Annotated in this window: 14 protein-coding genes; 11 read left to right on the top strand and 3 right to left on the bottom strand. The window is 68.0% G+C overall.

Features of this window, described 5'->3' with window-relative positions; translation table 11 throughout:
- The first annotated feature begins 143 nt into the window (after nt 1-143).
- The 8 genes from pnp to QPK32_RS15230 all read left to right on the top strand — a co-directional run bounded on the left by pnp (nt 144) and on the right by QPK32_RS15230 (nt 8,894).
- Nucleotides 144-2,237, top strand: coding sequence for a polyribonucleotide nucleotidyltransferase (pnp, locus tag QPK32_RS15195; protein WP_290413630.1), 2,094 nt, complete (start codon nt 144-146; stop codon nt 2,235-2,237).
- Between the two features lie 299 nt (nt 2,238-2,536).
- Complete coding sequence (locus QPK32_RS15200; RefSeq protein ID WP_290413631.1) at nt 2,537-3,406, top strand: STAS domain-containing protein; 870 nt, start codon at nt 2,537-2,539, stop codon at nt 3,404-3,406.
- 9 nt (nt 3,407-3,415) lie between these two features.
- A complete protein-coding gene (locus QPK32_RS15205; RefSeq protein WP_290413632.1) occupies nt 3,416-3,772 on the top strand; it encodes an STAS domain-containing protein in 357 nt (118 codons plus the stop codon).
- Nucleotides 3,772-4,239: an anti-sigma regulatory factor gene (locus QPK32_RS15210; RefSeq protein WP_290413633.1), complete on the top strand. Its 468-nt coding sequence runs from the start codon at nt 3,772-3,774 to the stop codon at nt 4,237-4,239. Before QPK32_RS15205 ends, QPK32_RS15210 begins: the two co-directional genes overlap by 1 nt.
- Nucleotides 4,227-5,258: a SpoIIE family protein phosphatase gene (locus QPK32_RS15215; RefSeq protein WP_290413634.1), complete on the top strand. Its 1,032-nt coding sequence runs from the start codon at nt 4,227-4,229 to the stop codon at nt 5,256-5,258. Before QPK32_RS15210 ends, QPK32_RS15215 begins: the two co-directional genes overlap by 13 nt.
- 13 nt (nt 5,259-5,271) lie before the next feature.
- Complete coding sequence (locus QPK32_RS15220) at nt 5,272-6,603, top strand: ATP-binding protein (protein WP_290413635.1); 1,332 nt, start codon at nt 5,272-5,274, stop codon at nt 6,601-6,603.
- 10 nt (nt 6,604-6,613) lie between these two features.
- The gene (locus QPK32_RS15225; RefSeq protein WP_290413636.1) at nt 6,614-8,521 is read left to right on the top strand and encodes a response regulator; all 1,908 of its coding nucleotides are present in this window, start codon (nt 6,614-6,616) and stop codon (nt 8,519-8,521) included.
- Nucleotides 8,522-8,705: 184 nt separating this feature from the next.
- Nucleotides 8,706-8,894, top strand: a complete 189-nt coding sequence (locus tag QPK32_RS15230; RefSeq protein ID WP_290413637.1) for a hypothetical protein — start codon at nt 8,706-8,708, stop codon at nt 8,892-8,894.
- A 65-nt stretch (nt 8,895-8,959) separates the two neighbouring features.
- Here the strand turns inward: QPK32_RS15230 and QPK32_RS15235 are convergent, their stop codons facing one another.
- Nucleotides 8,960-10,405 carry a pitrilysin family protein gene (locus QPK32_RS15235; protein WP_290413638.1) on the bottom strand — a complete coding sequence of 482 codons (1,446 nt, stop codon included), beginning with the start codon at nt 10,403-10,405 and terminating at the stop codon, nt 8,960-8,962.
- A complete protein-coding gene (locus QPK32_RS15240; RefSeq protein WP_290413639.1) occupies nt 10,402-11,832 on the bottom strand; it encodes a pitrilysin family protein in 1,431 nt (476 codons plus the stop codon). Before QPK32_RS15240 ends, QPK32_RS15235 begins: the two co-directional genes overlap by 4 nt.
- A gap of 232 nt (nt 11,833-12,064) precedes the next feature.
- Between QPK32_RS15240 and QPK32_RS15245 the strand changes: the two genes are divergently transcribed.
- The 3 genes from QPK32_RS15245 (at nt 12,065) to QPK32_RS15255 (ending at nt 13,993) form a co-directional block, all read left to right on the top strand.
- Nucleotides 12,065-12,823: a GIN domain-containing protein gene (locus QPK32_RS15245; RefSeq protein WP_290413640.1), complete on the top strand. Its 759-nt coding sequence runs from the start codon at nt 12,065-12,067 to the stop codon at nt 12,821-12,823.
- A gap of 120 nt (nt 12,824-12,943) precedes the next feature.
- Complete coding sequence (locus tag QPK32_RS15250) at nt 12,944-13,558, top strand: tetratricopeptide repeat protein (protein ID WP_290413641.1); 615 nt, start codon at nt 12,944-12,946, stop codon at nt 13,556-13,558.
- A 138-nt stretch (nt 13,559-13,696) separates the two neighbouring features.
- The gene (locus QPK32_RS15255) at nt 13,697-13,993 is read left to right on the top strand and encodes a KGG domain-containing protein (protein WP_290413642.1); all 297 of its coding nucleotides are present in this window, start codon (nt 13,697-13,699) and stop codon (nt 13,991-13,993) included.
- A 255-nt stretch (nt 13,994-14,248) separates the two neighbouring features.
- Here QPK32_RS15255 and QPK32_RS15260 read toward each other — a convergent pair whose 3' ends face one another.
- On the bottom strand, nt 14,249-15,562 hold the full coding sequence (locus QPK32_RS15260) for an SGNH/GDSL hydrolase family protein (RefSeq protein ID WP_290413643.1): 1,314 nt from the start codon (nt 15,560-15,562) through the stop codon (nt 14,249-14,251).
- Between the last annotated feature and the right edge of the window lie 22 nt (nt 15,563-15,584).

The raw sequence follows: 15,584 nt of genomic DNA on the forward strand, positions 1-15,584 counted from the left end.
TTGGGGTCAGAGCACGGTTTCACGCTTGTGCTCTGACCCCAACTGACTAGAAAAAAACGTCGCGCCAACGCGGCGTCGAACGAACTGTGGTGAGGTGAACGACAGCGCCTGAAAATCTGTCGGCAAATAGAAAGGGATTACCCATGTTTAACAAAGTTACGAAAACCTTCCAGTACGGCGATCACACCGTCACCCTGGAGACCGGCGAGATCGCGCGCCAGGCCAGCGGCGCCGTCGTCGTGTCGGTGGAAGACACCGTCGTGCTGGCGACCGTGGTCGCCAAGAAGGACGCCAAGCCGGGCCAGGACTTCTTCCCGCTGACCGTCGACTACATCGAGAAGAGCTATGCCGCCGGCAAGATCCCGGGCGGCTTCTTCAAGCGCGAAGGCCGTCCGTCGGAGAAGGAGACCCTGACGTCGCGCCTGATCGACCGTCCGATCCGCCCGCTGTTCCCGGAAGGCTACCTGAACGAAGTCCAGGTCATTATCCACGTCCTGTCGGTCAATCCTGAAATCGATCCGGACATCCCGTCGATGATCGGCGCCTCGGCCGCCCTGTGCGTGGCCGGCATCCCGTTCAACGGTCCGATCGGCGCCGCCCGCGTCGGCTACGCCAACGGCCAGTACATCCTGAACCCGACCACCACCCAGCTCAAGACCTCGCAGATGGACCTGGTCGTCGCCGGTACCGAGCACGCCGTGCTGATGGTCGAATCCGAAGCGCAGCAGCTGTCCGAAGAAGTCATGCTGGGCGCGGTCGTCTACGGCCACGAGCAGATGAAGGCCGTGATCGACGCGATCCACGCGCTGGTCGAAGAAGGCGGCAAGCCGGAAGTCGAATGGGCGCCGGCGCCGAAGAACGAAGAACTGATCGCCCGCGTGACGGCGACCGCCGAAGGCAAGATCCGCGAAGCCTACCAGATCCGCGACAAGCAGGCCCGCAGCCAGAAGCTGAAGGACATCAGCGCGCAAGTGCTGGCCGAGCTGGGCGAAGGCGTGGACGCCGTCGAAGTCGGCAACATCCTGTTCGACATGGAAGCCAAGGTCGTGCGATCGCAGATCCTGGAAGGCGAGCCGCGCATCGACGGCCGCGACACCCGCACCGTGCGTCCGATCTCGATCCGCACCAGCGTGCTGCCGCGTACCCACGGTTCGGCGCTGTTCACCCGCGGCGAAACCCAGGCGCTCGTGATCGCCACGCTGGGCACCGGCCGCGACAGCCAGAAGATCGACGCGCTGATGGGCGAGTACACCGACGACTTCATGATGCACTACAACATGCCTCCGTTCGCCACCGGCGAAACCGGTCGCGTGGGCACCCCGAAGCGCCGTGAAATCGGCCACGGCCGCCTGGCCAAGCGCGCGCTGGTCGCCGCGCTGCCGTCGCCGGAAGAGTTCAGCTACTCGGTGCGCCTGGTCTCGGAAATCACCGAGTCGAACGGCTCCTCGTCGATGGCTTCCGTCTGCGGCGGCTGCCTGGCGCTGATGGACGCCGGCGTGCCGATGAAGGCGCACGTCGCCGGCATCGCCATGGGCCTGATCAAGGAAGGCGGTAAGTTCGCCGTCCTGACCGACATCCTGGGCGACGAAGACCACCTGGGCGACATGGACTTCAAGGTCGCCGGCACCACCGCGGGCATCACCGCGCTGCAGATGGACATCAAGATCCAGGGCATCACCAAGGAAATCATGCAGGTGGCGCTGGCCCAGGCCAAGGAAGCGCGCCAGCACATCCTGGTCGAGATGCAGAAGGCCGTGCCGACCGTGAAGACCGAACTGTCGGACTTCGCACCGCGCCTGATCACCATCAAGATCAACCCGGAAAAGATCCGTGACGTGATCGGCAAGGGCGGCGCCGTCATCCGCGCGCTGACCGAAGAGACCGGCACGCAGATCGACATCACCGACGAAGGCATCGTGACCATCGCCTCGGTCGACGCCGCCGCCGGCCAGGAAGCCAAGCGCCGCATCGAAGAGCTGACCGCCTCGGTCGAAGTGGGCAAGACCTACGACGGCACCGTGCTGAAGCTGCTGGACTTCGGCGCCATCGTGCAAGTGATGCCGGGCAAGGACGGCCTGCTGCACATCTCGCAGATCGCCAACGAGCGCGTCAACGCCGTGGCCGACTACCTGAAGGAAGGCCAGCAAGTGCGCGTGAAGGTCCTCGAGACCGACGAGCGCGGCCGCCTGAAGCTGTCGATGAAGGCAGCCGATCCGGTCGAGGGCGCAGCGCAGTAATCCTGCCAACTAGTCGCCGAGAAAACCGCCAGTGCGTGAGCCTGGCGGTTTTTTTCATGGCGCGGCGGCAAATACGTAAAATCGGCAGCCCGGAAATCCTTCTGACAACGAAACTTTCCTTGCATTATCTGTTTCGCTGATTTGTCACGAAACGTCGGAACAATGCAAAATAAATACGAGGACGCTTCGCAATTGTGACCAGTTGCAATGTCAATGAATGGTATAGTTGGCCATTTAGCAGAATGCCCGACGTATGCACATGACAAGGGCAGGGCTCCCACCAGACTAAGGACCGACAGATGACCATTCAGGACCACGCGACCCGCATCAGCCAGCTCATCCAGGATCACCAGGCCGAGATCGGCGGGGATTGGGTGGCACAGCTCGAAGCGCTGACGGTGCGGACGAACGTTGTCTCGCGCGAGCAATTGCGCAACCATTGCCAGCAATTCCTGGCCGCCTTCACCAACGCCACCCGCAGCGGCGAACTGCAGAACATCGAACACCGCGCCTGGGACGAAGTGCGCGACCTGCTGAGCGAGATCTCGTCGGCGCGCGCCAAGGGCGGCTCCACCCCGAGCGAGACCGCCACCTTCGTGTTCTCGCTCAAGCAGCCGTTGTTCGCGCGCCTGCGCGCGGGTTTCGCCGGCGACGCCGAAGCGCTGGCCGACGCGTCCTGGACCATCAACACGCTGCTCGACAAGCTGGGCCTGTACACCATCGAATCGTTCCAGCGCACCCGCGACCAGATCATCGTGCGCCAGCAGCAGGAGCTGCTGGAGCTGTCGACCCCGGTCGTCAAGCTGTGGGACGGCATCCTGGCGCTGCCGCTGATCGGCACGCTGGATTCGGCGCGCACCCAGGTGGTCATGGAAAACATCCTGCAGAAGATCGTCGATACCGGCGCCGCGATCGCCATCATCGACATCACCGGCGTGCCCACCGTCGACACGCTGGTCGCCCAGCACCTGATGAAGACGATCGCCGCGGCGCGCCTGATGGGCGCCGACTGCATCATCAGCGGCATCCGCCCGCAGATCGCCCAGACCATCGTCCACCTGGGCGTGAACCTGGAGGACGTGATGACCAAGGCGACGCTGGCCGACGCCTTCGTCGTCGCGCTCGAGCGCACCGGCACCGCCATCGTCAAGCCGCACGCGAAGGCATAAGGACCGCACATGGAACGCATCCCCATCCTGCGCATGGGCAATTTGCTGCTCGTGACGATCCAGGTCGACATGCACGACCGCCTCGCGATGACGCTGCAGGACGACCTCACCGAACGGATCGTGCGCGACCGCGCCAAGGGCGTCCTGATCGACATCTCGGCGCTCGACCTGGTCGACTCCTTCATCGGCCGCATGATCAGCAACACCGCCGCGATGGCGCGCGTGCTCGACGCCGAGACGGTGGTCGTCGGCATGCAGCCGGCCGTGGCGATCACGCTGGTGGAACTGGGCCTGACGCTGCACGGCGTGAAGACGGCCCTGAACGTCGAGAAAGGCATGGCCCTGCTGGGAAAGACTAACTTCTGATGAGCGCCGCTCTGAACCACGCGGTTGCCTTCGATACCCGCTTGCTGGCCTTCCGCGGCGAGCTGCGCACGGGCCGCACGACCTTGCCCTTGCGCTCCGACGAGGACGTGGTGGCGCTGCGCCGCCACGTGCGCGAGCGCGCGGTCGGCATCGCGCTGTCGCTGGTCGACCAGACCAAGCTGGTGACCGCGGCGAGCGAACTGGCGCGCAACACGATCAAGTACGGCGGCGGCGGCGAGGTGCACCTCGACGCCCTCGTCGACGGCTTCAAGCAGGGCGTCGGCCTGGTCTTCGTCGACGACGGTCCCGGCATCCCCGACCTGGAGCTGGCGCTGCGCGACGGCTACACGACCGGCGGCGGCCTGGGCCTGGGCCTGTCCGGCTCCAAGCGCCTGGTCGACGAGTTCGACATCGATTCCCGTCCGGGCGAAGGCACGGCGGTGGCAGTCATCAAATGGAAACGCTGATTCACTCCCTCGCCCCGCAACACGTCTTCCCGATCCACCACGCCAGCGACGTCTCGGCCGCCCGCCGCGTCGGCCAGAAGCTGGCCGACGCGCTCGGCTTCGACGACGTCAAGGCCGGCCGCCTGGCGATCGTGATCACGGAAGCGGGCACCAACATCCTCAAGCACGCCGGCGAAGGCGTGCTGTACATCATGCGCACCCAGTCGGGCGCCGCGATGGCCGGCGTGGACGTGCTGGCGGTCGACGCCGGGCCCGGCATCGCCGACCTGGCGTTCAGCCTGCAGGACGGCATCTCGACGGCCGGCACCGCCGGCACCGGCCTGGGCGCGCTGCGCCGCCAGGCCGACGAGTTCGACGTCTGGAGCATGCGCGACAAGGGGGCCGTGTTCTTCATGCGGATCTGGAGCGGGCAGGCGGCGCCCGACCCGTGCGCCATCGAGCTGGGCGCGCTGTGCGTGCCGCTGGCCGGCGAGGACGCCAGCGGCGATGGCTGGGCGGTGGCCTGCGACGGCGGCGGTGCCGCACTGCTCGGCGTCGACGGCCTCGGGCACGGCCCGGACGCGGCCAAGGCGGCGGCCGGCGCCATCGAGGCGCTGGAGCGGCGCCCGGCGGCCGCACCGGCCGACGTGCTGCAGGCCGCCCACGACCTGCTGCGCATCACGCGCGGCGCGGCGGTCTCGGTGGCGCGCATCGACCATGCGACGGGAAACCTGCGCTTCGCCGGCATCGGCAACGTCAGCGGCACCGTGGTCGACGGCCAGCAGCGGCGCACGCTGGTGACGCACAACGGCATCGTCGGCCACAATATGCGCACCGTGCGCGAGTTCGACGTCGCGTTCCCGGCCGGCGCGCTGTGCGTCCTGCATTCGGACGGCCTGCAGACCCAGTGGGACCTGGCCGCCTATCCGGGCCTGTTCGCGCGCGTCCCGGCCATCGTCGCCGCGGTGCTGATGCGCGACTTCATCCGCCGCCGCGACGACGCCATGGTGCTCGTCGCGCGGCGCCGCGCGTATTCATGACAGGAACCAGGGCATGCAGCGCATCCTCCATATCGGCATCGCCAACGAACAGGACGTCGTGCTGGTGCGCCAGCGCGCGCGCCAGATTTCCAGCCTGCTCGGCTTTTCGCAGCAGGACCAGGTGCGCATCGCCACCGCCGTCTCGGAAGTGGCGCGCGGCGCCAGCCAGGTCAGCCTGGGCGGCAGGGCCGCGTTCGGCGTCGCGGACTTCGGGCGCGGCCAGTGCCTGCAGGTGACGATCGGCGCCGGCAACGTGACCTCGGGCCCGCTGCCCGACGACGCCATCGTCACCGCGCACCGCCTGATGGACGACTGCACGGTGGAGCAGGGCGCGCACGGCCCCGCCGTCGTGACGATGCGGCGCGCCTTGCCGCCGCAGCCGCCGGTGGGCGCCGCGCGCCTGGCCGAGATCGCCGAACAGCTGGCCAAGGACAGCCCGGTGGCCAATACCTACCTCGAGGTGCACCTGCAGAACCGCGAGCTGGCCGCCACGCTGGCCGAGCTGCGCGAGCGCCAGGAAGACCTGCTGTCGCTGACCCGCGAGCTGGAAGACACCAACCGCGGCATCGTCGCGCTGTACGCCGAGATCGAGGACAAGGCCGAGCGCCTGCGCAAGGCCGACGAGATGAAGTCGCGCTTCCTGTCGAACACCAGCCATGAATTGCGCACGCCGCTGTCCTCGATCCGGGCGCTGGCCAAGCTGCTGCTGGACCGCATGGACGGCGACCTCACCGCCGAGCAGGAGCGCCAGGTGCGCTATATCGAGACGGCCGCCAACGACCTGTCGGAACTGGTCAACGACCTGCTCGACCTGGCCAAGATCGAGGCCGGCAAGGTCGAGGTGCAGACGGCGCCGGTGGTCGTCGACAACCTGTTCCGCACCCTGAAGGGCATGCTGCGGCCGCTGGTGGACGAGGCGCGGGTCGAGCTGGTGTTCGAACCTTCCGGCATGACGCAGCCGTTCGAGTCGGACGAAGGTAAAATTGCACAGGTGCTGCGCAACTTCATTTCGAATGCCCTGAAATTCACCGAACAGGGGGCGGTGCGCGTGTCTGCCGAAGCCGACGACGCCGCCGGCACCATCGCCTTCGCGGTGGCCGATACCGGGATCGGCATCAGCCCGGACAACCTGCAACTGATCTTCGAGGAATTCAGCCAGATCGAGCACCCGCTGCAGCGCCGCAGCAAGGGCACGGGCCTCGGCCTGCCGCTGTGCCGCAAGCTGGCCGAATTGCTGGGCGGCCGGGTCGAGGTGGAGAGCCAGGTCGGCCTCGGCACGACGTTCCGCCTGGTGCTGCCGCGCAGCTTCCCGGCTACCGCCAACGCGGACCATGACGGACATTGATGGACATACGATGACGAATCCCACCCTGATCCTGAACGTCGACGACAACGACGGCGCCCGCTACGCCAAGACCCGCATCCTGCAGAGCGCGGGCTTCTCCGTGGTCGAGGCCACCAACGGCACCGATGCGCTGGCGATCGTCAAGCGCGGCGAAGTCGCCCTCGTGCTGCTCGACGTGAAGCTGCCCGACATCAACGGCATCGAGGTCTGCCGCCGCATCAAGGCCGACCCGGACAGCGCGCTGGTGCTGGTGCTGCAGACCTCGGCCGCGCTGACGGGCCGCGCCGACAAGATCCGCGGCCTGGAAGGCGGCGCCGACAACTACCTGGCCGCGCCGATCGAGGCCGACGAGCTGGTCGCCAACGTGAACGCGCTGCTGCGCATGCGCCAGACCCAGAGCGCGCTGCGCGACAGCGAGGAACGCTTCCGCCAGCTCACCGACAACGTCGAGGACGTGTTCTGGATGTTCTCGGTGCCCACCCGCGCCCTCGAATACGTGAGCCCGGCCTATGCGGCCATCTGGGGCCGCAGCGTCGATTCGCTCGAGCGCGAGCCGGACAGCTGGCTGGACGCCGTGCACCCCGAGGACCGCGCCGACATCGACGCCCTGTGGGGCGCGCTGCAGCGCACGCCGCACTACGACGCCGAATTCCGCGTGATGATGCCGGACGGCGGCGTGCGCTGGGTGCGCGACCGCCTGTTCCCCGTGCGCGACCGCCGCGACGAGGTGTACCGCGTGGCGCGCGTCACCAGCGACATCACCCGCCGCAAGGAAATGGAGGCGCTGCTGCGCGCCGCCGACAGCAACAAGAACGAATTCCTGGCGACGCTGGCGCACGAGCTGCGCAATCCGCTGTCGCCGATCCGTAACGCCGCCGCGCTGCTCGGCGCCAGCGGCCCCGGCGCCATCGAACGCCAGGCGCGCGCGCGCGAAGTCATCACGCGCCAGGTCGACCACCTGGCGCACCTGGTCGACGACCTGCTGGACGTGGCGCGCATTTCGGAGGGCAAGATCGCGCTGCGCCAGGAAGCGGTCGACCTGAAGGGCGTGATCGCCCAGGCCATCGAGACGGCCGGCCCGCTGATCGCGGCGCGCGAGCACCAGCTCGAGGTGCGCGAGCCGCAGCAGGACATCTGGGTCTCGGGCGACCCGGTGCGCCTGGCCCAGTCGATGGGCAACCTGCTGCACAATGCCGCCAAGTTCACGCCCAAGGGCGGACGGATCGAGGTGGAGGTGATGCTCGCCGACGACGTCGTGCGCATCGCCGTGCAGGACAACGGCATCGGCATCGCCGAGGACAACCTGTCGCGCATCTTCGGCATGTTCACCCAGGCCGCCGTGCCGCCGGATCGCGCGCCGGAAGGCCTGGGCATCGGCCTGTCGCTGGTCTCGCGCCTGCTCGAGATGCACGGCGGGCGCCTGTCGGCGACCAGCCCCGGCATCGGCCTGGGTTCGACCTTCACGGTGGAGCTGCCGGTGCTGCGCACCGCGGCCGAGCCGCAGGCACCGGCACCGGCAGCGTCGTCCGCGGCCGCGGAAGAAGCGGCCGGCGGCGCGGGTGCGAAGCGCCGCGTGCTGCTCGTCGACGACAACATCGATGCGATGGAAATGATGGCCTTCCTGCTGACCGAGATGGGCTACGACACCGCCACCACGGCGGACGCCTCCCGGATCGTCGAGATGGCCACGGCGCGCCGCCCGGACGTGATCGTGCTTGACATCGGCCTGCCGGGCGTGGACGGCTACGAACTGGCGCGCATGCTCAAGCGCCATCCGCAGCTCGGCACGATCCGCCTGGTCGCGCACACGGGCTACGGCTCGCCGGAAGACCGCAGGAAGGCGCAGGAAGCGGGTTTCGATGCGCACCTGGTCAAGCCGGCGGAGCTGGCGGACCTGGAGAAGGCGCTGCAGGGTTGACGCTGCTGCGGTTGAACGCGTGGACGGGAACCCGTCCATCCTACCGTAAGGCATGTGCCGCGCAGGGTGGACGGCTCTGCCGTCCACGCGTTCGGCCGATGCCGGCTCAACGTGCGTCACCGCACGAACCCGCTCGCGCGAGGGGACTAAGCTGACCCCGTCAATCCAAACGATGGAGGTCGTCATGCCCCGTGGAGCCAGCCCGAAACGCGAACGCGAGTACAAGAAACTCGAGACCGAATTCAAGAAGGAACACCGCTACCCCGGCCGCGAGGAAGAGGTCGCGTCGCGCATCGTCAACAAGCAACGCGCCCAGCACGGCGAGAGCAAGCAATCGTCGAGTGGCGGTTCGAAGCAGTCGTCGAAGAAATAAGCGCCGGCAGAAAAAAGCCTCCCGGGCTCGCACCCGGGAGGCTTCGCCGCGCCCGCAGGCCGGTCTTATTTGTCGGTCACGGTGAACTCGCCGAATGCCTTCAGCTGTTCGCCCACGGCCTTCGGATCGCCCACGACGACGATCGACTGCTTGTCCGGCGCGAAATACTTCCTCGACACGTCGCGCACCTGCTGCGGCGTGACCTTCTCGATCAGCGGCACGTACTGGCCGAGGAATTCGGCCGGCAGGCCGACCAGCCAGTTCGTGGCCAGCGTGCCGGCCACGGCGCGCTGCATCTGGTTGCTCAGCAAATAGCCGCCGGCGACGTAGCGCTTGTGCATCTTCATCTCGTCCGGCGACACCAGCTCGGCGCCGATGCGCTTGTACTCGTTGAAGTACTCGCTCAGTGCCGCCCCCGTCACCTCGTTGCGCACGTCGGCGCCGCCCACGATGCTGCCCCCTTCGCGCAGCAGGCGCGCGCCGGCGGAGGCGCCGTAGGTATAGCCCTTTTCCTCGCGCAGCTTGATGTTCACGCGGCTGGAGAAGCCGCCGCCGAGGATCGTGCCTGCCATGCGCAGCGGGATCTGGTCGGCCGCCGTGGCGGCGATGCCGGGACTGCCCAGGCGGATCGTCGACTGCACGCTGCCGGCGCGCTCCAGCACCAGGCGGGCCGGCTTGGCGGCGGCCGGCGCCCTGGGCGTGGCGGGGGCGGCCGGGCCGCTCGCCTTCCAGTCGCCGAACGCCTGTTGCGCCAGCTTCATCGCCTCGGCTTCCCCGATGCGGCCGGCGATCACGAGCAGCGTGCGCTCGGGACGGAAGCGGCGCGCGTGTTCGCTGCGCAGGAAGGCTTCGGTAGTGGACTCGATCGATGCCACGGTCGGGTCGGTATGGCCGTAGGGGTGGTCGCCGTAGATGGCGCGGCTCATGGCGCGCTCGGCGCGAAAGCGCGGCTGGGTCTCGGACACGCGCAGCGACTGCAGGGCGTTGGCCTTGGCCAGCGCCACTTCCTTGGCCGGGAACGAGGGCGTGCGCACGACTTCGGCCAGCAGCGCCATCATCGGCGCCGCCTGCGAGGCGAGGGCGTTGGCCGAGACCAGGATGCCGTCGGCGCCCGGGCTGGCGGCCACCGAGCCGCCCAGGCCCTGCGCCGCTTCGGCGATGGCGCGCGAGTCGCGCTTGGCCGTGCCTTCGTTGAGCAGGCCCGCGAGCATGGCGGCAAAGCCCGGGTGCGACGCGTCGTCGGCGCCGTAGCCGGCGTCGCGCACGGCCAGCACCATGTCCACGCGCGGCACGCCGTCGCGCGGCACGACCCACACCTGCAGGCCGTTGGCCAGCGTCTTCTTGCCGATGTGCGGGACCGGCAGCGGCTTGTCGACGCCGTAGCCCGGCATGGCGCCGGCGGCGCCGTCCTTCGCCGTGTCGGCGGCCAGAGCGGCCGGATGGATGGCGGCCGCGCAGCTTGCGGCGACGGCCAGTGCGAGCAGCCGTTTCTTCATCGATGCGTTCCTCATTGCTTGTCTCCGGTGGCCGGCGCGCCGGGCGTCGTCTTGGCAGCGTTGGCGGGCGTCTTCACGGCCGGATTGGCCGGCGCCTTCACGGCCGGCCTGCGGTCGATCACGGTGCGGTTGGTCCTGACCAGGTAGGTGGACGCCACGCGCTGGATGTCGGCGGACGTCACGCCCTCGATCCAGCCCGGCACCTTGTTGACGACGTTGGCGTCGCCCCACAGCGTCTGCAGCTTGGCCAGCATGTCGGCGCGGCTCAGGAAGTTTTCCAGGCGATTGTTCCAGTCGGCCAGCATGCGCGTCTTCACGCGCTTCAGCGTGGCGTCGTCGACGCCGTTCTTCGCGACCCTGGCGATTTCCTCGTCCATGGCGGCGAGCATGGCGTCGGCGCTCGAATTCGGCTTGTACAGGCCGGTCACGGTGAACACGGTCGGGCCGGCATATTCGAACGGCCCGGTCAGGCCGAAGCCGCCTTCGATATTGAGGGCGATCTCGCGGCCCTTGACCAGTCCCTGGTAGAACAGCGAGGCATCGCCGCCGGCCAGCAACTGGGCCAGCACGGCCATGGGCGCCTGGTCGCGGCTGCCTTTCTCGGGCACCTTCCAGGCCGCGGCGACGGCCGGCACCTGGGCCAGCGCATCGCTTTGTTCGATGCGCTTTTCCTCGGTATTCAAGCCCTCGGAAAAATCGGTGCCTTTCGGCACGGGACGGCTCGGAATGCCGCCGAAGTATTTCTGCGCCAGCGCGAAACCTTGTGCCGGGGTGACGTCGCCGGCGATCGACAGCACCGCGTTGTTGGGGCCGTAGTAGTCGCGGTGGAAGGCGCGCACGTCGTCCAGGCTGGCGCCTTCGAGGTCTTCGAAGCTGCCGTAGCCGTCGTGGTTGTTCTCCCACTTCTTGAAGGCGAGCTGGTTGATGTCGATCCAGTCGAAGCCGCCGTAGGGCTGGTTCTTGACGTTGACGCGGATCTCTTCCTTGACCACGTCCTGCTGGTTCTTCAGCGTGGCCGGGTTGAAGTCCAGCGTCTTCATGCGGTCCGCTTCCAGCCACAGGATCGGCTCGATGCTCGACACGGGCGCCGTCTCGATGTAGTTGGTGAAGTCGGGACGGGTGGAACCGTTGTTGCGGCCGCCGCCGCCCGTGATGGTGCGGTCGAACACGCCCTTCGGCGCATTCGGCGTGCCCTGGAACATCAGGTGCTCGAACAGGTGGGCGAAGCCGGTGCGGTTGCGCGGCTCGAGCCGCATGCCGACGTGGTACACGACCGACACCCCGACGGTGGGCGAGCTGTGGTCTTCGGAGACGACGACCGTCAGGCCGTTGTCCAGCTTCTTGACGTCGACCGGCAGGGTCCACTGGTCGCTGTTCGCCGCAAACGCGGACAGCGACAGCGACAGGCCGGCCAGGGCCAGGCAGAGTTGGCGCTTGCGCATTGATTGTCCTCTTCGTGAGTTTTCTTATGGTCCCGCTGCAGACAGGATCAATTTATCTTAGCGCAGGCGCATGTAAAAAAGTAATTATTTGATTTAATGCAATATGTCATTCCAATATCCGGAATGCGGCCTGGGCCGGCCTTTTTGCAGTTCGTCGCATTTTGCTGGGCAGCGCAGGCACTTGTCGTTAATCTGTCTGCATGGCTATTTTGGAAATGATTCGGAGAGACGGATGAACAAGATGTTATCGCTCGGCCTGGTGTTCGCCGGCCTGTGCGCCTTTTTCGGGATCGCGCGCGGCGCCGACAATGTCACCGAGACCCGCACCGTCGATGCGCGCATCGTGCGCGTCAAGTTCGACGGCGCGATCGACCTGCGCATCCGCCAGGGCGGCACGCCGGCGCTGACGCTGGTGGGCGACGCCGACTGGCTGCCCCGGATCAGTACCGTGCAGGACGGCGATACGCTGAGCATCGACACCCAGGGCCGCGGACGCGTGCGCCTGGGCACCATGCGCGTCGACCTGGTACTGCCCGCGCTGCGCGAAGTCGTGTCGGAAGGCCTGGGGGCCACCGAGGTCTCCGGCTTCTCCGGCGAGGAGCTCGCGCTGACGCTGGACGGGGCCGGCTCGATGAAAGTGGCGTGCAACTACCGCGTGGTGACGGCCAACCTGGGCGGCATCGGCAGCATGAACCTGCAGGGCCTGAGCGGGGAAGGGGTGGCCCTGAACCTGGGCGGCGCCGGCACGGTCAGGCTGAGCGGCAGGGCCAAGTGGCTCAAGGCCGACCTCGGCGGCCTCGGCAGCTTGGATGCCCAGCAATTTAACGCCGACAACGTGAACATCGACCTGTCCGGCCTGGGCAATGCCAGCGTCACGGCCCACCAGAACGCCAACCTGAACCTGTCCGGCATGGGCTCGGTCACGGTGTACGGCAAGCCGCTGAACCGCAAGGTGGCGGTCGACGGCCTGGGCAAGGTCAGCTGGAAATAAGGCCGCATAGCGCTGTACAGCGGCGCAGGCTGCACACAAGCGGAAAACGAGCTGCGCAACGCGCATCCACCAACAGAACAAGAAAAAAAGCCTGAGAAGGCAACCGTTCCGAACGAGACGATGAGAAAACTGACCATTGCGATCCTGTTCGCGCTGGGCCTGCACGGTAGTGCGATGGCGGGCTTTGCCGAAGGCGCCAGCGCCTACAATGCCCGCAACTATCCGCTGGCGCTGAAGGAAATCTCCCCGCTGGCCAAGGCCGGCAACGCCGACGCCCAGCACTTGCTGGGGCTCATGTACTACATGGGCCGCGGCGTCGCGCGCGACTACAAGCAGGCTTTTTCCTGGCACTACAAGGCGGCGCTGCAGGGCAAGGCCGATGCCCAGTACGTGATCGGCGCGATGTACTACACGGGCAATGCCGTGCCGCAGGACCAGAAGCTGGCCGTGCAATGGTTCCGCAAGGCGGCCGAGCAGGGCCACCCGGACGCCCAGCACGCGCTGGGGCTGATGTACCGCTACCACGTGGCCGGCATGCCGCAGGACGTCGTCATCGCCTACATGCTGTGGAACCTGGCCGCCGCCAACGGCCACCGCAACGCCACCGAGCAGCGCGCCAGCATCGCGCGCCAGATGACGCAGGAGCAGATCGACGAGGCGCAGGCGCTGTCGCGCAACTGGAAGCCCGGCACGCCGCTGCCGACCCAGTCGCGCACCGGCGCCGCCAGTTCTTGAACTGCTGGCCCGACGATGCCCACCCCTGCGTGGCGTGCGCGCCTACATCATGAACACGGCCGATGGGCTTAGGATGGCGGACCCCACCGTGCGCCTGCAGGCGCCCGGTCTGCGGGGTTCTCAACCATTGGAGGCACCATGGCAAACCAAGGCAACAAGCAGAGCGGCGATACCAGCAACCGCGGATTCGCATCGATGGACCCGCAAAAGCAGCGCGAGATCGCCTCGGAAGGCGGCAAGGCCGCACATGCGTCCGGCAATGCCCACGAGTTCACGTCCGAGGAAGCACGCCGGGCGGGATCGATGAGCCACAAGAACGATGGCAGCAGCCAGAGCAGCAGCGGCGGCAGCCAGCAGAGCGGCAACAGCACCCGCGGCGGCACGCCCGAACAGCATGCCAAGGCGGGCTCGCAAAGCCACAAGAACCAGAAGTAAGCGCTGAACGGACGCGGCCCGCGTACGCCGGCAATGCCGGCGAGGTCGCATCGATGCCCGTGTTCCGTTCGCATCGAACCGTCGCCCCGGCCTGCGCCGGGGNCCTGCGCCGCCGCGGCAAGCGTGGTTGAAGAACGGCGGGGCCGCCGGGATCCATCGGTCCGGCGCCTTCCGTCAGCAGCCATCACGTCGCCCCGGCCTGCGCCGGGGCGACGTCACTGGCGCCGGGACGACGTCATCGACATCGTGGCGCCGTCATCGACGTGCCGGCGCCGTCTCCGTTTTCCCGGCCTTGAGCGAGCGGAACAGTTCGAGCGGCACCGCATTGCCCATCGCCTGGTAGCCCAGGTCGTTCGGATGCAGGTGGTCGCCGCTGTCGTAGGCCGGCAGGAAGCGGGCCGGATTGGCCGGGTCGCGGGTCACGCGGTCGAAGTCGATCACGGCGTCGAAGGCGTCGCCGGAGCGGATCCAGGCATTCACCGCCTGGCGCACCACTTCCTTTTCGGGCGAATAGTAGCCGGCGCCTTCGAACGGCGTCAGCGTGGCGCCGAACACGGCGATGCCCTTGGCGTGGGCGCGCGCGATCACCTGGCGGTAGGCGGCGATCAGGTCGCCGGCCGTCACCGGGTTCGTTTCCGAACTGTTGCCGATGTCGTTGATCCCGATCATGAGAGTCATGTAGCGCACACCGTTGGTGGCCAGCACGTCGCGGTCGAAGCGCTCCTGGATGCTGCGCCCGGCCAGCGATCCTTCCGGCGGATTCGACAGCAGGCGGTTGCCGCTGATGCCGCGGTTGACCACGCCCAGGCGCGCGTTCAGGCCGGCCACCGGGTCGCGCACCGTCTGCAGGCGCCGCGCCAGCCAGTCGGGCCAGCGGTTGTTGGTGTCGGGCGTGCTGCGCGTGCCGTCCGTGATCGAATCGCCCAGCGCGACGATGGCCGCGCCGCCGCCGCCATCGACGGCGACCTCGGTGAGGAAGGGCCAGGACAGGATCGTGCGCTGGACGGGGAAGGTCGGGGCGGCCGTGAAGTCGCCCGGCAGCGACACGTAGCTGGTCTGGCTGGCCGTGCCGTGGATGGTGGTGGCGCCCACCGTGCCCGGCAGGTAGAGGCTGACGGCCAGGTCGGACAGGGCGGGCACGTCCAGGTCGACGGGGTCGGACAGCGCCGGCGCGCCCGGCGGCAGCACGACCCAGGCATTGCCGCCGAAGGTCAGCGGACGGTCGCTGCCGGCGACGATGTCGGCCCCGGCGGCGCGCAGGGCGATGCGGGCGGCGCCGATGCGCAGCGGCGTCGCGCCCATCTCGTTCGACACGCGGATGCGCACGCGCTTGCCCCCGATGCTGGTATGCACGACCTGGCGCAGCGTCTGGTCGGTGAAGGTCTGGGTGCTGGCCGGCAGCGGCGGCCCGCCCGGGCCGGCGCCCCAGGTGCCGGTCCAGTGCTGGTCGTGCCAGTCCTGGCCCAGCGCGGGCAGGCCCGGCAGCGCCAGCGCCGCCCCCAGCGTCAATGCGGCCGCCAGCAGGCGGCGGCGCCCCTTGTCCAGGGACGCGTACAGTTTCCACTCCATGATGTTCTCCTCGGTTGTCGGT

Source organism: Massilia sp. YIM B02763 (assembly GCF_030412015.1).
GTDB lineage: Bacteria > Pseudomonadota > Gammaproteobacteria > Burkholderiales > Burkholderiaceae_D > Telluria.